Genomic DNA, 18907 nt, shown 5'->3' with positions numbered 1-18907 from the left:
CAACTGCCCGTTTCCCGATGCGGTTCGCGCGCCCCGCGGAGCCGCCGCAGATGCATTAGACCACGAACGCGGCGGCTTTCCGCTGGACGGGTAACCTCACGCTTATCGGGGAAAACACCGATGATTGCGCAATCAAAATCGGTTGAATGATTGCGCAATCACTGTATTATCCATCGCAAGCCGACCACTCAGGAGACAAGCGTGGCAGTCCAGTCATCAAGCGCCCAGAGCGGCGCACACCGCACGAAGGTGCGATGGTTCATCCTTGCGATGATCTTCGTCGTGACCGTGTTCAACTACGTGGATCGGGCGACGCTCTCGATTGCCGCGCCGAGCATGCGCCACGACCTCGGTTTCGACGCGCTGACGATGGGCATCGCGTTCTCGGCCTTTGGCTGGGCCTACACGGCGATGCAGATTCCGGGCGGACTCATTCTCGACCGCTTCGGCGCGCGCATCGTGCTCGGCATCAGCCTGATCCTGTGGTCGACGCTGACCTTCCTTCAGGGCTTCGTGCATCTCTTCGCGTCTGCGTTCGTGATGCTGTTCGCGCTTCGCTTTCTGATGGGCATCGCCGAATCGCCGGCATTCCCGTGCAACAGCCGCCTGACCGTGATGTGGTTCCCCAGCGCCGAGCGCGGTCTGGCCACATCCATCTTCCAGCTTGCGCAGTACTTCGCACTCGCCGTCTTCACGCCGATCATGACCTTCACGGTCAGCGCGTGGGGCTGGCATTACGTGTTCTTCACGACGGGCGCAGTCGGCATTCTCATCGGCCTCTGGTGGTTGCGATCCGTGCGCGAACCGCAGCGCGATCATCGCGTGAATGCTGCGGAGCTGGAGTACATCGCGGCGGGCGGCGGCCTGCCGACGATGGGCGACAGCCCCCAGCCGTTCAGATGGAAGCAGGTGAGCGCCATCGCGGCCAACCGCATGATGATCGGCGTGTATATCGGCCAGTTCTGCCTGACGTCGATCACGTGGTTCTTTCTCACGTGGTTCCCGACTTATCTCATCGAAGCGAAGGGCATGTCGATCCTGAAGGTCGGGCTCGTCGCCGCGTTGCCCGCGGTGGCCGGATGTATCGGCGGACTCATCGGCGGTCTGTGGTCCGACTGGATGCTCAAGCGCGGATTCAGTCTCACGGCTGCGCGCAAGACGCCGATCATCAGCGGTCTGGTCTTGTCGAGCACGATCGTGGTGGCCAACTATGTTCACTCGACGACGATCGTGATCCTCGTGATGTCCATCGCGTTCTTCGCCAAGGGCGTCGGCAATCTCGGCTGGTGCATCGTCGGCGATGTGTCGCCCAAGCATGCAATGGGCATCAGCGGCGGGATCTTCAATCTCTGCGGCAATCTCGCGAGCATCGTGACGCCGCTCGCCATCGGCTGGATGATCAAGAGCACCGGATCGTTCGAAGTGGCGCTGACGTATGTCGCCGCGCTGTCGATCCTCGGCGCGTGCTCTTATCTGTTCATCGTCGGCAAGCTGCAGCGCCTGGATCTCGACGACCACGACGGTCCATCGCACGAACGCGTCGCCGCGCCCTTGAAACCGCGCCCCGGCCTCTGAGCCGTCCGCGCCATCGAACTCGTCATGTAAGGAAGCAATCATGAACGCAACATCTTCGCTCATCGCCGGCACGTCGAACGATTCGATCAAGTGGGTTCGCGTCGCCTCCACCTTTCTTCCGCTCGCCAATCCGATCAGCGATGCCAAGGTGCTCACCGGCCGCCAGAAACCGATGACGGAGATCGCGATCCTCTTCGTCGAAATCGAAACGGCGGACGGTCATCGCGGGCTCGGTTTCAGCTATTCGAAACGCGCCGGCGGCCCCGGCCAGTTCGCGCATGCGAAGGAAATCGCGCCGGCGCTGATCGGCGAAGACCCGAGCGACATCGCGCGATTGTGGGACAAGCTGGCGTGGGCGGGGGCTTCGGTGGGACGAAGCGGGATGGCCGCGCAGGCGATCGGCGCTTTCGACGTCGCGCTGTGGGACCTGAAAGCGAAGCGTGCAAACCTGCCGCTCGCGAAACTGCTGGGTGCGCATCGGGATTCCGTGCGGTGCTACAACACGTCCGGCGGCTTTCTGCATACGCCGCTCGATCAACTCCTCACGAACACCGACATTTCGCGCGAGAAGGGCATTGGCGGCATCAAGCTGAAGGTCGGGCAGCCGGACTGCGCAATCGATATCGAGCGCGTGCAGACGGTGCGCAAGCATCTCGGCGACGCCTTTCCGCTGATGGTCGATGCAAACCAGCAATGGGATCGCCCGACTGCGCAGCGCATGTGCCGCATCTTCGAACAGTTCAATCTGATCTGGATCGAGGAGCCGCTCGATTGCTACGACGCGGAAGGCCACGCGGCATTGGCCGCTCAGTTCGATACGCCGATCGCAACCGGCGAAATGCTGACGAGCGTGTCGGAGCACTGGGAGTTCATCCGTCAGCGCGGCGCGGATTATCTGATGCCGGATGCGCCGCGCGTCGGCGGGATTACGCCGTTCCTGAAAGTCGCGACGCTCGCGGACCATGCGGGACTGATGCTGGCGCCGCACTTCGCGATGGAACTCCATGTGCATCTCGCGGCGTGCTATTCGCGTGAACCGTGGGTCGAGCACTTCGAATGGCTCGAACCGCTGTTCAACGAGCGCCTGGAGACAAAGAACGGCCGCATGATCGTGCCGACGCGTCCCGGCCTCGGCCTGAGTCTGAGCGAGCGCGTCGCCGGGTGGACGGCGCAAGAGGCCGAGATCGGCAGCCGGGCCTGAGCCGCGCCTGTTCGATATCGTCGAAACCCGTCATCGAGAGAAGCGCTATCGCGACGACGGACGCGTCAGCCAGTATGTGATCGTGGGCCCGGTCTGCTGCACGCGCAGAACTGTATAGCCGAGCTTGCGTGCGTCCGCAGGTATCGAATGGATCGACTGAGGGCAATCGCTCAATACTTCGAGCACTTCGCCGGGCTCGGGGGAGCGCATTGCCTGAATCGTCGCGACGGCCGGATAAGGGCACGGCTCGCCGCGAAGATCGAGCATGAAGTCGGGGATGTTGTCCTGCACGTTCATTGAAATGCCTCTTGAGGTTCGACGTTGGTTTCACGCGCGCGCTGGCGCTGGCCAAAGCGGCGTTCCCACCACAGCAGCAACAGGAACGACGCGGCCAGCCCCGCGTAGGTTGCGACGAGACCGCCCGCCGGACTCAGCGTAACGAGCAGATTGACCTTCGGATAGCGCGTGGCGAGCGCGGGGCCGAGCGTGTCCCAGTTGGCGGCGAGCACGGTCGCGCCGGCGATGTTGCCCACGCCGACCCACCAGTAATGAACTTGCCCTTCCATCGAACGATAGATCCAGCCGGTCTCGCATCCGCCCGCGATCACGATGCCGAAGCCGAACAGCACGCCGCCGAGAATCGCATTGGGGCCGGCCCAGTAAATCTTCGGCGCCACGCCCAGTTGCACATAACTGAAGATGCCGAACGCGCTCACCATCATGCCGATGATGATCGCGCGGGCCATCGCGGTGCGGCCCGTGATCCACATGTCGCGGAATGCGGACGTGAAGCAGATTTGCGCGCGCTCGATCAGCAAGCCGAAGCCGATGCCGAAGAGACCGGCCATGCCGAGCTTCGGTTGCCCGAACAGCGCCGCGACGCCTGCGCCGACGGCAACGACGAACACCGCCATGCCGATCCGGAACTGCCGCGACGATTCCACCGCGGTGCTCGCCGGACGCCGCTTGTCGACGCGCACGAGCTTCGCGTCCGCCTGAAGAAAGCGCATGAGCGCGACACGCGTGCCGAAATACGAACCCATCACGGTGGACAGCGCGAACAGCCACGCATGCAGCGAGAACTGCGGAATGCCCGTGAAGAAGGCCGCGAGATTGCAGCCCATCGCGAGCCGCGCACCGAATCCGGCGATCGCACCGCCGATCAGCGCTTGCGCGATGCGCCGCTTCCTGCGCGGAAACCGCAGCTTGACGTTGCGCGCCCACAGCGCGGCGGCGAGGCTGCCGGCGAACATGCCGATGACCATCATTCCGTCGATCCGGTTCCACGGCGCGCCCTGCAGCCCGATGACCTTGAAATAGGCCCAGTTCTCGGGATGAAAGCCCGCGAACTGCAGCAGATGCCCGCCCCAGCGCGTGAACTCGCCCGTCACGGCCCAGAACGTGCCGGTGATGCCGAAGTACAAGGTCGACATGATGCCCGCGGCCACGACAGCGGACAAAGGCGACCAGAATCGAACGAAATATCTCTCTTTGAGGTTCGTCATAGGTTCCAGCTTTCCAGAAGCGGTTGTTCGTTTCAAACGATGGCGAGCAGCGCTGGCTGCGTCGGGGGAGGTCCAGATCCGGCATCGTCACGACATTTTCGGCCGCGTCGAATTGCAGACCGAACGGGAGGACGAAATTTGACAGGCCGTAGAAGATCGGCCCGCTCCTGTAGATTTTCCCGCCTGCCGATCTGCATGAGCACCGGATGCGCAATCCCATCTTCCTCGCGAGCCAGGATGCGTAGAATGGTCACGCTGCTTCTGATCTTCATCTTCCGTGCACGAGGACCCTCTCATGCTGCAGCCATTCGCATCTTCAGATTCGTTCACGATTGGAGTCGAACTCGAGATTCAGGTCGTCAATACGCACGACTACAATCTGACGAAGGCGACAACGGAGCTATTGAGCCGGGTTAAGGAAAAGAGCTTCGCGGGTGCGATCAATCCGGAGACGACGGAAGGAATGATCGAGTTGTCCACTGGCGTATGCAAAAGCTTCGATCAGGCGCGAAGCGAGTTGCAGATTCTTCGCGATACGCTGGTAGACGCCGCTGATTTTCTGAATGTCGGCGTATGCGGCGGCGGGACCAACTTCTTCCAGAACTGGTTCGACCAGCGTTCGGACGGACGCGAACGCTCCGAGTACCTCATGGGGCTGTACGGCGCGCTGTATCAGCAGTTCACGATCTTCGGCCAGCACGTGCACGTTGGCTGTCCCGATGCCGACTCGGCGCTCGTTCTGCTGCATTCGCTTTCCCGTTACGTGCCGCACTTCATCGCATTGGCTGCGTCTTCTCCTTTCGTACAAGGGAGCGACACGCAGTTTCAGTGCGCCAGGCTCAATTCGGTCGCGCCGTTTCCTTTGGCCGGGCAGGCGCCTTTCGTGACGAGATGGTCCGATTTCGAGCAGTACTTCGATCGCATGACGAACACGGGGCTCGTCAACAGTCTGAAGGACTTCTACTGGGATATTCGTCCGAGTCCGGGATACGGCACGATCGAAGTTCGTGTCATGGATACGCCGCTTCGAGTCGAATGGGCCGCGGCAATCGCAGCCTATATCCAGGCGCTTTCGCGCTATCTGCTGATGGGCAAACCCGCGCGCCTCAGCGAGCGGGATTATGAAGTCTATCGGACGAACCGGTTCATGGCGTGTCGCTTCGGTCTGGACGGAACCTGCGTGAATCCCGAGACGGGCCAGCGTGGTTCGATCCGCAGCGAGATCGTCGAAACGCTGGACGCTATCTCGAGTCACGCGCAAGTTCTGGGCGCGGAAGAGGGCCTTCATCTCATCAGGCACAGCGTAACGTCCGGCCTGAGCGATGCCGACTGGTTACGCCGCGTCTACGGCGCGCATGACTCGCTGCATGAAGTCGTCCGGCAGCAATGTCAGATCTGGCGGGGCGCGCGGGCGACTGGTTAATCGTTCTCAGGCCTCATCGGTCATCGCGGTTGCAGACGCGGCGATCATCACGCTTGGCCGCACGCTAGTTCTGCGCGTGGTCGTGCAGGGCGTCGAAACCGCCGGGCAGCAGGCGTTTCTCGGCCACTTCGGCTGCGATACCTGCAGGGCTTTCACCTAGGCAAACCGATGCCCGCCGATCAGTTCATGCGGACCGTCGCGGGCCGCGTCGTCTCCGGCTGACCGGCGCGCCGTTGTTCCGAAGGCCCGTTCACGAAGGCACGGTCTGACTCGACTCCACCGCGAGCAGATTCAGCACCAGCAGGATGACCGCCTGATTCTCCGCGACGATCGCGATGCCGAGCACACCGCTGATCCATCGGCCGATCTTCGTCGCGGCGAAGTCCGCGCTGTGCGCCGACTTCTTCAACGTGACGCCGAGCCGCATCGCCCGATAGTGATACGAAGGGATGTGATGCCGCGTCGCCAGCCCGAAGAGGCCGCCCTTGCCGGCCGAACACCAGCCGAGCGTGCCCGCGAGCACGAGCTGCTCGTACTTGTCGAGATGGTCGATGAACTCGCGCGCACGGCCCCGCACGCGCGCTTCGTCGAGACCGTATTGCAGCAGCACGGACTCGACCGGATCGTCGACGGCGTGCGCGTGCTCATCGACCTGGGCGACGATGCCGTCGAGCTCCATCGACACATCGCGCTGATAACTCGCGCTGCGCAGGCAATCGATCAGAAAGCGCCGGAAGTACGCGCATACCGCATAACCGCTCGATGGCGCGCTCTGCTCGCCCGAATGCGATTCGCCGTGTCCGGGTTCGAGCCGCAGCACTTTCGAATAGATGAACTGCGCGACGAGTTCTTCCTTGTCCTCCTTGAGCGATTGCAGCTCCGGCGGGTGATAGCTGCGCAATGCGCCTTTCACGAGCGTGTAGATGGACGCCATTTCGTCCTGCGACAGTTGCGTGCGCCTGCGCCACAGGTCGGTGAGCATCGAAGGCGCGCCCGTCTCGCAGACGGGATTTATGGTCAAGGTCTCCACGTTGTCAATCCCCTCGAATAGGTGGCAACGTCTTGAGTATGGATTTCTCGTATGGAAGGACCAATATGGAATTAGTCATATCCGTTGACTAAACTTTTGGGTAAACCGGTCAGGCAGGCGACCAGGGAATCGCGCGGCAGTTGGGTTGCCGCAGGTTCGCAACGTCCGCCCGATGCGTGACGTCACCCGAAGCAATCGACGCAATAAGGGGATGACAGATGCATGGCGATCGTGAGCAGGGCGAGATCGACGAGGATCTCGCGAGCGCGCTCTACGCGGCGGACCCGGGTGCTTTCATCGCGCACGCATGTTCCGTTGCGCTTCTGAGCACGTCCTGTCTGCCGGACTCGCATGTCGGGCGGCCCGTGTTCTGGTGCCTGATCTTCTATGGGATTGCGAACTGTTTCGCAATCTGTCTGTGGGCGTGGCGGCGGCGCGATCCGCTTCGTTTCGATGCCCGCCGCTGGATTCGACTGCATGCGCTGAGAAACGTGCTGCTGCATGCGGCGCCCGGCATCGCCATCTGCTTCGCGTTCCAGAGCGAGTCCGCGCCGTTCGTCGCCGCGCAGGCGGTGTTGCTCGTCACGCTGGCCGCGCTCGCTTATGTGTCGAACGGACTGAGCCTGCTCAATCTGTCGGGCGCGGTGCTGACCCTGCTTCTGCCCGTCACGGTCATGAGCCTCGCGTGGCCCGGGGACGGCCGCTTCGAACTGGGCGTCGTGCTCGCGGTGTTCGTCACCGCCGTTCACGTGTTCGGATCGCAGTATCGCGAGCTGTTTCGCGGCATCGTGGAGGCGCGCGTGCATCAGCAAAGGCAGGCCGAAACCATCGCGCTCCAGAAAAGCGTGATCGAGGAGGCGAGTCTCGCGAAGACACGCTTCTTCGCGGCGGCGAGTCATGATCTGCGTCAACCGCTGCACGCGATCGGACTGCTCGCGCAGGCATTGAGCGATGGCGGCGCGAGCGCGCAGGAACGTGATGAATCGGCGCAGCACATCATCGCCAATGTCGAAGCGCTCAATCAGCTCTTCAATCAGGTGCTCGACCTCGCGCGCATCGAAAGCGGCGTGACGCAGGTCATGCCGCAGCACTTCCCGCTTGCCGAATTGCTCGCGCGCATCGAGCGGCAGTTCCGGCCCGCCGCCGCCGCGAAAGGACTGGCGCTGCGCATCGCGCCGACGCAATGCATCGCGTTCACGGATCCGGTTCTGCTCGAACGCATCATCGCCAATCTGGTGTCGAATGCGGTGCGCTACACCGAGCGCGGCTCGATCTGGATTGGCGTGCGGCATGGCTGCGACCCGGCGCGTGGTCATGTCGAAGTGCGCGATTCGGGCATCGGCATCGAGCCGCGCGAGCATGCGTTCGTCTTCGAAGAGTTCTATCAGGCGCCGCTGCCGCCGCATGCCGCGCGCCAGGGCCACGGACTCGGACTGGCGACGGTGCGCCGTCTCACACGTCTGCTCGGCGAAGAGCCGATACTGCGCTCCGAGCCGGGCCGCGGCACGACGATTCGCGTGCCGGTGCGCTTCGGCGATGCGAGCCTCGTCAGTGCGAGCCTGTGTGCGCCGCTGGCGGTCGGCGGATGCATCGAAGGACGCCGCGTGCTTTGCGTCGACGACGATCCCGCGAACCTCGACGCGCTCGGCGCGCTCTTGACGCGCTGGGGCTGCATCGTGCGCGGCTGCCGCGACGAGCTCGCCGCCGTGCGCGCGATTTCCGATGGCTTCGTGCCCGACGCGCTGCTCTGCGATTACCAGATCGATCGGCACGAAACCGGCGCCGAGGTGCTTCAGGCGGTGCGCGAAGCGTTGCGGCGGCGCGGGCACGGCGAGCCGGCGAGCGTGCTGATCACGGGCGACATGGCGTCGCCCGGACTGGCGGCGCTCGCGGCCGATGGCGTGCCGATCCTCTACAAGCCCGTGACGCCGACGCGCCTGCGCCGCACGCTCGACGTGCTGCTGCAGCCGCGCGGCCAGGACGAAGCGGCCTGAGCGAGGCGCATCGTGTGAATCGGATTCAGAGCGTGCGCCCGCCTTGCAGCCAGCCGTTGATGAGCGCGATCGCCGACGACCGGTTGTGCACGCCCAGCGCCCGGAAGATCACGGAAAGATGGACCTTCACGGTGCCTTCGGCCACTTGCAGCTCGCGCGCGATCATCTTGTTCGTGCAGCCGCGATGCACGAGCCGCATGATTTCGCGCTGACGCGGCGAGAGGTTTTCCATCAAATGAAGATGATGCGGCGCGAGCGGCGCCGCCGACATGTTCATCACCGGGCGCGGACGCTCGGCGGCGCTCTGACGGGCGAGCCGCGCGGGCGTCGGATCGATGAGACTCAGCGCTTCGATCGGCACATACGCGCCGCCGGACAGCACCAGCTCGATCGCTTTCACCATCACGTTGGCGGGTTCGCGCTTCGGCACGAAACCGAGCGCGCCGGCGGCGAGCACGGCGCGCATTTCATCGACGGATTCTTCCGCCGACAGCACCACGAGCGGCAACGCGGGATTCGCCTTCAGGAGCGCCGTCAGCGACGCCGCGCTTTCCATGCCGGACATATGCAGATCGACGATCGCGAGATCGTGATTCGCTTCCGGGCGCGCGGCGGCGGCGAGCGTGTCCCAGTTGTCGGCTTCGTCGAACTGCGCCTCGGGATCGATTCCACGCAGCAGCGACTTGACGGCCTGGCGGATCAGTTCGTGATCATCGGCGACGAGAAACCTCATGTTTTCTCCCGCTGGCGCGCGTTCTCATCGTGTTTCGTCGACGCACAGATCCGGATCGCTCACGACGCAATCGGCGCTCGGCATCATCGGGCCGCCTCGCACGCGCACGCCGCTTTCCTTCGCCGAAATCCGCAGTCCCTTGGGCAGCAGCACCCACATCTGCGCGGGCTGCTTCATCCGGCTCGCCTGCTGTTGCGCTTGCGGCCCGGTGCCGAAAAAGTAGTCGGCGCGCACCGCGCCGCGTATCGCGCCGCCCGCGTCCTGCGCCATCAGAAGACGCGTGACGGACGAACCCGCGCCCTCGCTCGCGTTGATGAAAACCGGCGCGCCGAGCGGCGTCGTGCGCGGATCGATGGCGGCCGAGCGTCCCGCGGAAAGCGGCACGCCGAGCGCCCCGATGGGACCGGCGGGCGAATCGGGGATCGTGCGGAAGAACACGTAGCTCGGATCGGATGCGGCGAACGTATAGCTGATCGGCGGCGCGCTCGCGAGCGATGGCGTTTCGGCTTTCGTCGACGGCATGACCGAAGCCGACGACGCACTCACGCGCGCAGGATGCGCGGCGGCGGCGCTCTTCGTGAGATTGAAGCCGCGCAAGAGTTGCGATTCGGGCGCGGCGTCCGCGTTGCCGGCGGGCAGGTCCTGGGCGCCGCGCAACAGTGAGGACTGAGGGGCATCGTCGGACGCGGCGCCGCCGATATCGTTCTGTGTGTTCTGAGTGCCCACGGTGCCTTCTTCCAGGTCGATCTCGACGCCCCGCACCAGAACCTTGCGGCCCTTCGTTCCAGCACTGGCGACAGGCGGGTTGAACGCGAAACCGTTCTGCTCCGCATAGGCGAGCCGGATGACGGTCTTGCCGTCCGGTAACACGACCTTTCCGGCACCCTGTAATTGCATAGCATAGAGCATCGCGGGGTCTTCCACATAGGCGAGCACGGGCGCGCGGCTCAGACCGCGCTCGATCTCCGCGCGCGAGTAGTAGGGCACGATGTCCGCGCCGTCGCGGCGCAGCCTCAGCTTCTTGTCGCGGATGTCCGGCATCGAATCGCCGATGCGCAGCGTATACGTTTTGCCGCTCATCGAAACGGTCGTGAGCGGCACCACGTTGCGGCCTTCGATGCGCGCCGGAACCGGCGTGCCGCGCGCGCCCGGCGGCAGCCGCCGCGCGTCGAGGAACAGCATGTCGGTCGGCACGCCGTAGACGGGATAGACGAACGGCGGACGCCGCTCGCGGCTGCCTTTGAGGATCGGCTCGTAATAACCGGTCAGCACGCCGCGCGCGGATTTATCGACGTTGCGGATCTGATAGACCGTGAAGTTGTCCTCAAAGAAGCGGCGGATGGCGGCGCTGTTCGCGGCATCGATCGTGCGCGACGCGGCGCACGGCGCGGCCCAGCCCGGCTTGCCGCCCAGCACGCCGCAACTGCGCCGGAACGCGTCCCAGGATTCGGCGACGTTGTCCGCGCCCCAGCCCGGCAGGCTCGAAAACGGCACGGGCGTGTAGAGCGCGTTCTTCGTTGCGAAAGGCGTCGCGCTTGCGCTGACCGTTGCAGACGGGCTCGCCGGCAACGGATTCGCGATGCCCGGTTCAGAGCCCGTCGCGCTGACCATGCGGGCGTCGTCGTCGTTCGATGAAGATGTCGCCGGCGCGGACTGATCGTCTCGCGCGGCGGGCGCGGGCGGCGTGCCCGCGCATCCGGCGAGCGCCACGGCCACGAACGCGGCAAGCGTAGTAAATGCGGTGCGCAAACGCGTTGCCGCGCATGGATTCGACAGCGGCCTGGTTGGTGTTGCCATGGTGCCCTCGTCTCGCCACCGGAGCCAACGGCGTGGTCTCCGGATTTCGTTCATCTATCTAGACGAACGGACGACATCGATTTTGAATGTCGCCGCGCCGTACGCGACGGGGCAGACGGACGCCTTTTCGCCGCACGACGGCACGCCCGCGAACGGCGATGCGGTGAGCGTGCGCTGCGCCGCCGCCGCGTTCTGCGCATCGGGCGAGAGACTGGCGAAGACGGCGTCGTGCGCGAGATCGAGCGCGGGAAAGTCGCGCGGCGCGGCGGACACGATCACGACGAAATGATTCTCGCCGACCGGTTCGCCCGCCTGCATCGGCCAGCCCGGACGCGGCAGCACGAGACGCTTCTTCTTGCCGATGCGGTTATCGCGGTCGAGCGCGTTCGGAAACAATTGCAGATACTGCTTCGCCGGATCGACGACGAACACGTACACGTAGCCATCGCGATTGCTCGTGAGCGCGAAACGCAGCAAATCCTTGTCGACGACGGCGCGCGCGAGCGGCACCTCGACCTTGACATCGAACGATGCATCCGCGAGCGACACGATGCGCGCGAATTCGCCGTCCGGCGTGAACGGCGGCAGCGCGGGCGGCGCAGGCTGCGCGACCGCCGATGCCGCCTCGGGCGCCACCGCCGACGCCACGACGACGGCGGAAGCCGGCGCCGATGCCACGACTGGCGCACTCGCGGCGCGGCCAGCGGACGTTCCATGCGACGTGAACCGCGGCGCGAACCATCCGGCCGTGGCCGCCACCGCGAGCACGCACGCCGCGCCGAGCGCCCAGCCGATGCGCCGCCGCCCCGCCAGCGCGCCCGCGCGGGCCTTGCCGTGCGCCTGCGGCGCGTCGTCGAGCGAGATGCCGAGTTCGGCCGCGAACTGCCGGTCCGTCTGCGGCCGATGCGCGGGCGACACCGCGAGCCCATGATCGATCGCCTTGAGGAAGCGATCCGAATAGCGGCCCGCCGCCAGCTTCGCGAGCGGCTGATAGCTGTCCTTCACCACGCGCCCGACGGACGGCGGCGGCGTCTTGCCGGTCACCGCGAAGTACACGAGCGCGGCGAGCGCATAGTGATCGGTCCACGGTCCTTGCCGCATCGACGGCACTTCGGCGTATTGCTCGATCGGCGCATAGCCCGGCTTCAGGATCACGGTGAGCGCCTGCGTCATGTCGCCGATCACGCGCCGCGCCGCGCCGAAATCGAGCAGCACCGGCCGATGGCTTCCCTCCAGCAAGATGATGTTGTCCGGCGCGATATCGCGATGAAAACAGTCGGACGCGTGCAGCACCGAAAGCGCATCGAGAAGCGGCGTGAGCAGCGCGCGCAGCCAGGCTTCGTCGGGCGGCTTTTTCATCGCCCTGAGCGTGTCTTTCAGCGTCACGCCCTTGTAGTAGGGCATCGCCATGTAGGCGGTGCCGTTGGCTTCCCAGAAGCGGTACACCTTCACCAGCGATTGATGATCGAAGCGCGCGAGCAGCCGTGCCTCGTCATTGATGAAGCTCTTGAGGCCCGCGCGGAACGTCGGCTCGTAGCGCTCGGACTTGACCTGAACCTGCGTCACGCCGACGCGCGACGCGAGCGCCGCCGGCATGTATTCCTTCACCGCGACATAGCGGTCGAGCGACGTGTCGAACGCGAGATAGACGATACCGAAGCCGCCTTCGCCGATGAGCCGCACGATCTCGAATTCGCCGAGGCGCGTGCCGGGCGGCAGGACGTTGTGCATCGGCGGGGCGTCGTGCGCGCTCATGCCCGGCATCGCCGATGAAGGCACCCGCGCGCCGCCGCCGACGATCACCGTCTTGTCCTCGTCGCCATCGCCGGGATTGGTTTCGGTCTTGCCGCCGTTGCCAGTCGTGCTGCCGCTGGTCGTGCTGTCGTCCTCGCCCGGTAGCCTGCCCGTCGCATTCATGATCCGCAGTCCCGCAGCAGGGTGGTGAAGAGCGCCGTGTCGGGCAGGCCGTACACGGGCCAGATGGTGAACGGCCGCGGCGGCGGATTCCGTTCTGCTCCGCCAACGTCCGCATTTTCTGGATGAGGCGGCGTCTGCGCCGATGTCCACATGCTCATGCCGTAGACCTCCGTCTGCCAGACCGGCGCGAGCGTGCGCGCGAGCGCGCCGGGGAGCGTGGCCGCCGACTGCACGATCCACGGTTCCTGCAACACGGCGGCGCGCGTGCCCGCGTACGCCGGCTGCGGCTGCGGTACCGGCAGCGTCGCGAGCTGCGCGTCGAGCCGCTCGATGCTGTGATCGAAATCGAGCGCGGCGAGCGCCACGTCTTCGATCGCCGAAAGCCATTGCCAGAGCGCGGCGACTTCGTTTCCCGTCGATGGCGCCGCCGGCATCGACGCCGCGATCGTCAACGGGAAATGCCTTCCGACACGATCCACCGACGCCATCACGACGCCCGTCCAGCACGCCCCGAGCGTCGGCGCGATCGCACCCGGCATCGCGAAGAAGCGCCACACCGGACACGTGAGATAGCGTGCGAGCCATTCGTCGCCGAGCGCGAGCTGCGTTTCGGCGACGCGCTGCGCGAGCCACGCGTCCCACGGCGCGACGAACGCGTCCGAAAGGCGCCGCGCCGCGAAATCGCCGAGCGAGGGCAGCTTGCCGTACCAGCCCGCGATCGCCGCGCCGTCGCCGGCCAGCGCCACGCCGTCCGCATCGCTCATAGCCGCTCCGGACAGGAAAATGCGCGCAGATCCGCGAGCCGGAACGGATTCTCGACGCTGTTCGCCGTCACTTCGAAGCGCGTCTTGCGCCCTTCGACATCGAACGTGACGATGAAGCGCTCCGGCTGTTCGGTCGGCTGCACGTCGAGCCGGTCGAACATGCGAAAGAGCGCCCACGGTCCTTCGAATACGAGATTGCGCGCGCCGCTCGTGGGCGGCGGCGTCAGTTGCAGGCTCACGCGTCCCGAACCGCGCGTGCCGGGCCATTGGATCGCGGTGGCGATCTGCGGGCCGTGCGCGTAGGTGAGCACTTGCCCGTCGACGTCGAGCGTGAAGGAGAGGATCGTCGGGTCCATGTCGAGCGGCTTGAACTGCAATGCGAGCGCGGGCGTCTTGCCGCCGCCGCGGAAGAACACGCCGCGGATCGTCGCGGCGCGCTCGAACTGCGCGAGCCCGGACGGGCTGATCTGCGACGCCGACGAATCCGACTTCTTGAACGCCCACGGCTTCGCGGACACGTCGACGTCGGGCGCGAGGTTCTTCTGGAAGAAGTCGTCGAACTTGCCGCCCGGCGCGAACAGCGTGCCGAAATCCTCGGGCAGCACGTCGCGCCCGGAATCCGGATCGAACGGATAACGCCCGCTCACCGCGCGATTGCAGAAGGACGAAATCGATTCCTTCAGATCCGCCGACAGATTCACGCGCCGCGCCTGCTGCGCCTGCCCCGCGCCCTGGCTGCCGAGATCGAGCAGCGCGGTGCGGATCGGCTCGGGCATGCGCGGCGCGAGCGAGCGCAGCTTCGCGGGCGCGTCCGACGGCGGCGGCGCGGTCTTTTGCTGCAGGGCTTCGTCGGTGGCGCTGAGATACGTGTAGACGTCGTTGATGACGGCGAGCGTCTGCGCGATCGGCGCGGCCTGGCCCGCGCCCGGACTCGTGACGAGCGCGCGCAGTCCGGTGAACCGGTCATCGACGATGCTTTCGAGCTGCGCGCCCGGCGCGACGGTGGCGATTTGCGTCGGATCGGGCCCGCGGATGACCTTCAGCAGCTTGTCGCGCGCCGCGCCGATCTTGTCGTTCGCGCGATCCACGACGGTCGTCTCGGCTTCGGGCTTCGCGCCGAGCGTCGTTTCGCGCGACGCCGCCTTCGAGAGCGCGGCGAGCGGCGAATCGGGCGCGGAGAGAATGCGCGCGATCTGCGTCGATTGCGACAGCGAGTCCGCATGCACGATGCGGATATCGTTCAGGAATTCCGTCCAGATGCGCGCGTAATCCTGCAAGTACAGGAGCCGCACGTCTTCGGTGAGACGTTGCATCGCGGCCGGATCGCCTTGCGGCAGGCCGCTCTGATCGCGGATGCCGAGCACCCACGGTTCTTCGGCGGCGAGCTGCGCGGCGGTGTCATCGACGGCTTTCAGAAACGCCTTGTGATAGCCGTCGAACGAATAGAGGCCGGGCACGCCGCGCGTGAGCGGCGCGCCGCTCGCACGCGTGAAGACGAGCGATGCATTCGGCCCGCCCGCATGCGCGACGGTGAACTCCGGATAGTCCGCCCCTGCGCCTTGCTGCTTCACGCGCCCATACACGCGCTGGGCGAGCGTGCTCCCGGCGAGCATCGCGCGCAAATGCGCGACGAGGCGCTCGTCGAACGGCAGATTCGGATGCACGAGGCCGCGCGCGAAGAGCGCATCGAGATGACCGGCGAGCGCGGCGCGTTCCTCGTTGCCGATGTCGCGCGGCAGCGAGCGCTCCCAGTCGGTGAGAATCCACGCCTTGAGCGCATCGGCATCCTGATGGTCGGGCTGGTTCAGCATCAGATACGCCTTAAGGGCTTCGTACGCGTAGCCGGCGTTCGCGGGGCTCGCGCTGCGCGCCTGTTCCTCGATGCGCGCCGCGAGCTTCGGCAGGAACAGATCGGTCAGGAGGCGCTCGTAAGCGCCGGTCGCGGCGGCGTCGAGCTTCGCGCCTTGCCACAGGCCAAATTGCATCGCGACGGGCGGATGCGCGGCATCGACCTGCGGCGTCGAGGCGAGATGGCGGACCGCCGAGAGCAGCGGTAACAGCGCGACGAGCTGCGTTCCCGCCGCCGATGTCCCCGCGACGGCTTCCTTCGCCGCATGCGCGGTCTGCTCGACGTTCGCGACATACGCGCGATTGCGCAGATAGCTCGTGCCCCAGAGCGCGAGCACGCCCGCCGTCACGGCCGCGATCGCCGCATACGCGCCGAGCCGCCACAGATGACGCCTGCGCGCCCATTGCAGGTTCGATCCGGCGAGCCCTTGTTCCGCGAACACGACCTGCGTCAGCAGCCGCTCGATGAAGTAGCTGCGCCCGCTCGACGGACGCGGCGGCTGCACGCCGCGCTCGATGCCGAACGCGCGCGCAAGCGAGCCGAGCACGCGGTCGATCGGCGTGCCTTCCTGCGTGCCGCTCGTGAAATAGACGCCGCGCAGCAGCGGCATGTCCTCGTGTTTCGACTGCACGAACGTCGCGTGCAAGGCTTCGGCGAGCAGCGGTTTCGCCGCCGCGAACTGCTGCGGAAATCCCATGATCGCCGCGCGCTGCGCCAGCCCGCTCTCGGCATTCAGACGATCGGGCAGGCGCGCGACGAGACGCGCTTCGAGCGCATCCAGTTCGGCATCGACGCGCGCGCGGAAATCCGCATCGGCGAGCGTGTGTTTCGGATCGAAGGGAAACGTGAAGCCGAAGACCTGCGCGCGCTCGTCCTTCGGCATGTCCGCGAAAAATTCGGTGAATCCCGCGAGCAGATCCGTCTTCGTGACCAGCACGTAGACCGGAAAACGCGTGCCGAACGCCTTCGTCAATTCGCGCAAGCGGGCGCGCAGGATCGATGCCGTCTCGTCCGTGCTCGCGGGCGTCGCGGCGAGCAGATCGGGGACGGCGAGCGTCAGCAGCACGCCGTTGATCGGCTGGCGCGGGCGCGTCTTTTTCAGGAGCGCGAGAAAGCCTTGCCACGCGGTCTGATCGGTGTCGCGGTCGCTTTCGTGCGTCGTGTAGCGGCCGGCCGTGTCGATGAGCACGGCGTCGTCGGTGAACCACCAGTCGCAATTGCGCGTGCCGCCGACGCCGCGAATCCGGTCGGTGCCGAAGCGCTCGGCGAGCGGAAAGCGCAAGCCCGAATGCACGAGCGCCGTGGTCTTGCCCGCGCCCGGCGCGCCGATAAACATGTACCACGGCAACTGATACAGATATTGCCGGCCCGAGAGCGTCACCCAGTCGCGCCAGCCGGGTTTTCTGCCGGACGCGGTGATGCGCGCGTCGCGGAGCACGGCGAGCGCTTCGTCGAAACGCTTGCCGAGCGTCGCGACTTCGGCGTCGCCGGCGCTTGGCGGCGCGCTCGCGCGAAGCGGGATGCCGGCAGGCGCGGCCAGTCCCGCCGACAGCACCGCCTGCGTGCGCCGCGCGCGCCACGCCGCCCAGAGGTGCCGCAACACGAGCAGCAGCGCGACGCAGCCGATCGCGATGAAGCGCGCCGTCGTCGATTCGAGCGGATACGTGCGCGCGAACGACAGAAGCGGCCCGGCGATCCAGATCGCGCCGGCAATCAGCAGCAAGCCGACGATCAGCAGCAGCACCGGATGAAACAGGATCGCGAAGATTTTTTTCATGTCAGCTTCCCGGCTTCGCGAAGAGCGTCACCTCGACGCGGCGGTTGCGCGCGCGCCCGGCGGGCGAATCGTTCGGCGCGACGGGATCGGCGTCGCCTTTGCCTTCCGACTTCAGGCGTTCGGGTCCGACGGTCGCGGCGAGCAGATCGCGCACGTTCGCCGCGCGTTCCTGCGAAAGCTCCCAGTTCGACGGAAAGCGCGCCGAGCGGATCGGCCGGTCGTCGGTGTGACCCGTCACGAGCACCTTGCCCGGCACGGCCTTCAGCGCTGCCGCGATGCGCTCGATCAGCGGCCGCGTCTGCCCGCCGATTTCAGCGCTGCCCGCGCGAAAGACGTTGTCGCCATGCAGCGTGATGACGGAGCGGTCGACGCGGTCATCCACGGCGACGAGGCCATCGCGAATGTCCTGCGCGAGGAATTCGGCCAGACGCGGCCGCGCCGCCTGCGTGACGACGAGCGGCCGTTGCGCGCCCGCGCGGATCGACGCGAGCGTGTCGAACGCCGGATCGGACAGGCGGCCGAGCTGGAAGCTCATCGCGAGCCAGGCGGCGGCGAGCAGCAACAGCGCGAACGCGCCGACGACCCACACCGGCAAAACGTCGGTCGTGCGCCGCCGCGCCGTCGGCACGCCTTCCCAGTGCGGCGACAGCGCGCGCTCCGGTTCGCCGCGCTCCTTGCGGATCAGCTGATAAAGCCGCGCGCGGATCGCCTCGAGCGTCTGTCTGCCTTGCGCCGCCACGCGATAGCGCCCCTCGAAGCCGAGCGCGAGCACCATGCTCGCCAGTTCCAGCAGATGCAGATGCTGCGCCGGTTTCTGCGCGAGCCGCGCGAGCAGTTGAAAGACCTTCTCGCCGCCCCACGCTTCGTTGTGAAACGTGACGAGCAGGCTTTGCCGCGCCCACACGCCCGCGCCCCACGGCGTGCCGGACGCGGCTTCGTCGAGCATCGTGCAGACGATGTAGCGCGCCGCCGTCACCTGATCCGCCGCGATGCCGTGCGCGCGCGCCTCGTCCTCGAAGCGGCGCACGCCCGCCGCGAGCCACGCGTGCAGCGCGGCGGGATCGGCGCAGGCGCTCATCGCGCGGATGCGCGGCGCGAGCTGCAACAGCGGCGCGCAGGCCGCGACGAGCGGATTGACCGCGCCGCCGCCCGCGAAGGCCGCGTCGAACCCGCGCTGATCGAAACCGGACGGCGAAGCCGCCGCGCCCGCCGGCGCACGCGCGCCCTCCGTGCCGCCGCTGGCCGCGGCACGCCGTCGCGCGCCGGGATTGGGCTTGATCATCGTCTGATCGGATTCGAAGCCTGCGAAAGGATCGTCGTCGTTCGTCATGTCGTGCCGTCG

Annotated in this window: 14 protein-coding genes; 5 read left to right on the top strand and 9 right to left on the bottom strand. The window is 66.3% G+C overall.

The window, feature by feature from the left end; genetic code table 11:
- Positions 1–270 precede the first annotated feature (270 nt).
- Both AWB76_RS25600 and AWB76_RS25595 read left to right on the top strand, forming a co-directional pair.
- Positions 271–1575, top strand: a complete 1305-nt coding sequence (locus AWB76_RS25600; protein WP_061162949.1) for an MFS transporter — start codon at positions 271–273, stop codon at positions 1573–1575.
- A 40-nt stretch (positions 1576–1615) separates the two neighbouring features.
- Positions 1616–2776, top strand: coding sequence for an L-talarate/galactarate dehydratase (locus tag AWB76_RS25595; protein WP_061162921.1), 1161 nt, complete (start codon positions 1616–1618; stop codon positions 2774–2776).
- A 45-nt stretch (positions 2777–2821) separates the two neighbouring features.
- Here the strand turns inward: AWB76_RS25595 and yedF are convergent, their stop codons facing one another.
- Both yedF and yedE read right to left on the bottom strand, forming a co-directional pair.
- Complete coding sequence (yedF, locus tag AWB76_RS25590; RefSeq protein WP_061162920.1) at positions 2822–3073, bottom strand: sulfurtransferase-like selenium metabolism protein YedF; 252 nt, start codon at positions 3071–3073, stop codon at positions 2822–2824.
- Positions 3070–4281, bottom strand: coding sequence for a selenium metabolism membrane protein YedE/FdhT (yedE, locus tag AWB76_RS25585; protein ID WP_061162919.1), 1212 nt, complete (start codon positions 4279–4281; stop codon positions 3070–3072). Before yedE ends, yedF begins: the two co-directional genes overlap by 4 nt.
- Here yedE and AWB76_RS41695 point away from each other — a divergent pair.
- Positions 4187–4423: a hypothetical protein gene (locus AWB76_RS41695; RefSeq protein ID WP_167357786.1), complete on the top strand. Its 237-nt coding sequence runs from the start codon at positions 4187–4189 to the stop codon at positions 4421–4423. The two genes, yedE and AWB76_RS41695, sit on opposite strands and share 95 nt — an antisense overlap.
- A gap of 153 nt (positions 4424–4576) precedes the next feature.
- Positions 4577–5704, top strand: coding sequence for a YbdK family carboxylate-amine ligase (locus AWB76_RS25580; protein ID WP_061162918.1), 1128 nt, complete (start codon positions 4577–4579; stop codon positions 5702–5704).
- 250 nt (positions 5705–5954) lie between these two features.
- On the opposite strand, the gene AWB76_RS25575 is transcribed toward AWB76_RS25580, so the two are convergent.
- Complete coding sequence (locus tag AWB76_RS25575) at positions 5955–6686, bottom strand: hypothetical protein (protein ID WP_061162948.1); 732 nt, start codon at positions 6684–6686, stop codon at positions 5955–5957.
- A 266-nt stretch (positions 6687–6952) separates the two neighbouring features.
- On the opposite strand from AWB76_RS25575, the gene AWB76_RS25570 reads away from it, so the two are divergent.
- The gene (locus AWB76_RS25570) at positions 6953–8728 is read left to right on the top strand and encodes an ATP-binding response regulator (RefSeq protein ID WP_061162917.1); all 1776 of its coding nucleotides are present in this window, start codon (positions 6953–6955) and stop codon (positions 8726–8728) included.
- Positions 8729–8753: 25 nt separating this feature from the next.
- Here the strand turns inward: AWB76_RS25570 and AWB76_RS25565 are convergent, their stop codons facing one another.
- Genes AWB76_RS25565 through AWB76_RS25540 form a run of 6 tightly spaced genes read right to left on the bottom strand, consistent with a single transcriptional unit; the run spans position 8754 to position 18895 of the window.
- A complete protein-coding gene (locus tag AWB76_RS25565) occupies positions 8754–9461 on the bottom strand; it encodes a response regulator transcription factor (RefSeq protein WP_061162916.1) in 708 nt (235 codons plus the stop codon).
- 24 nt (positions 9462–9485) lie between these two features.
- A complete protein-coding gene (mltA, locus tag AWB76_RS25560; protein ID WP_061162915.1) occupies positions 9486–11258 on the bottom strand; it encodes a murein transglycosylase A in 1773 nt (590 codons plus the stop codon).
- A 54-nt stretch (positions 11259–11312) separates the two neighbouring features.
- The gene (locus AWB76_RS25555) at positions 11313–13175 is read right to left on the bottom strand and encodes a serine/threonine protein kinase (protein WP_061162914.1); all 1863 of its coding nucleotides are present in this window, start codon (positions 13173–13175) and stop codon (positions 11313–11315) included.
- Positions 13172–13939 (bottom strand): type VI secretion system-associated protein TagF, encoded by a 768-nt coding sequence (gene tagF / locus AWB76_RS25550; RefSeq protein ID WP_061162913.1) that lies wholly within the window; start codon positions 13937–13939, stop codon positions 13172–13174. Before tagF ends, AWB76_RS25555 begins: the two co-directional genes overlap by 4 nt.
- Entirely contained in the window at positions 13936–17565 is a 3630-nt protein-coding gene (gene tssM / locus AWB76_RS25545; RefSeq protein WP_061162912.1) for a type VI secretion system membrane subunit TssM, read from the bottom strand. Before tssM ends, tagF begins: the two co-directional genes overlap by 4 nt.
- 1 nt (position 17566) lies before the next feature.
- Positions 17567–18895: a DotU family type VI secretion system protein gene (locus AWB76_RS25540; protein ID WP_061162911.1), complete on the bottom strand. Its 1329-nt coding sequence runs from the start codon at positions 18893–18895 to the stop codon at positions 17567–17569.
- Positions 18896–18907: the final 12 nt, after the last annotated feature.

It is taken from the genome of Caballeronia temeraria (assembly GCF_001544795.2).
Taxonomy (GTDB): Bacteria; Pseudomonadota; Gammaproteobacteria; order Burkholderiales; family Burkholderiaceae; genus Caballeronia; species Caballeronia temeraria.
This window is presented reverse-complemented; position numbering and strand designations above follow the sequence as displayed.

Bases quoted from the DNA above. Each gene is read 5' to 3' on its own strand.
- AWB76_RS25575 (WP_061162948.1), bottom strand. From the start codon at position 6,686: ATGCTCACCGACCTGTGGCGCAGGCGCACGCAACTGTCGCAGGACGAA.
- mltA (WP_061162915.1), bottom strand. From the start codon at position 11,258: ATGGCAACACCAACCAGGCCGCTGTCGAATCCATGCGCGGCAACGCGT.
- tagF (WP_061162913.1), bottom strand. From the start codon at position 13,939: ATGAGCGATGCGGACGGCGTGGCGCTGGCCGGCGACGGCGCGGCGATC.
- AWB76_RS25555 (WP_061162914.1), bottom strand. From the start codon at position 13,175: ATGAATGCGACGGGCAGGCTACCGGGCGAGGACGACAGCACGACCAGC.
- AWB76_RS41695 (WP_167357786.1), top strand. From the start codon at position 4,187: ATGCCGAAGTACAAGGTCGACATGATGCCCGCGGCCACGACAGCGGAC.
- AWB76_RS25580 (WP_061162918.1), top strand. From the start codon at position 4,577: ATGCTGCAGCCATTCGCATCTTCAGATTCGTTCACGATTGGAGTCGAA.
- AWB76_RS25570 (WP_061162917.1), top strand. From the start codon at position 6,953: ATGCATGGCGATCGTGAGCAGGGCGAGATCGACGAGGATCTCGCGAGC.
- yedE (WP_061162919.1), bottom strand. From the start codon at position 4,281: ATGACGAACCTCAAAGAGAGATATTTCGTTCGATTCTGGTCGCCTTTG.
- AWB76_RS25565 (WP_061162916.1), bottom strand. From the start codon at position 9,461: ATGAGGTTTCTCGTCGCCGATGATCACGAACTGATCCGCCAGGCCGTC.
- AWB76_RS25540 (WP_061162911.1), bottom strand. From the start codon at position 18,895: ATGACGAACGACGACGATCCTTTCGCAGGCTTCGAATCCGATCAGACG.
- yedF (WP_061162920.1), bottom strand. From the start codon at position 3,073: ATGAACGTGCAGGACAACATCCCCGACTTCATGCTCGATCTTCGCGGC.
- AWB76_RS25600 (WP_061162949.1), top strand. From the start codon at position 271: ATGATCTTCGTCGTGACCGTGTTCAACTACGTGGATCGGGCGACGCTC.
- tssM (WP_061162912.1), bottom strand. From the start codon at position 17,565: ATGAAAAAAATCTTCGCGATCCTGTTTCATCCGGTGCTGCTGCTGATC.
- AWB76_RS25595 (WP_061162921.1), top strand. From the start codon at position 1,616: ATGAACGCAACATCTTCGCTCATCGCCGGCACGTCGAACGATTCGATC.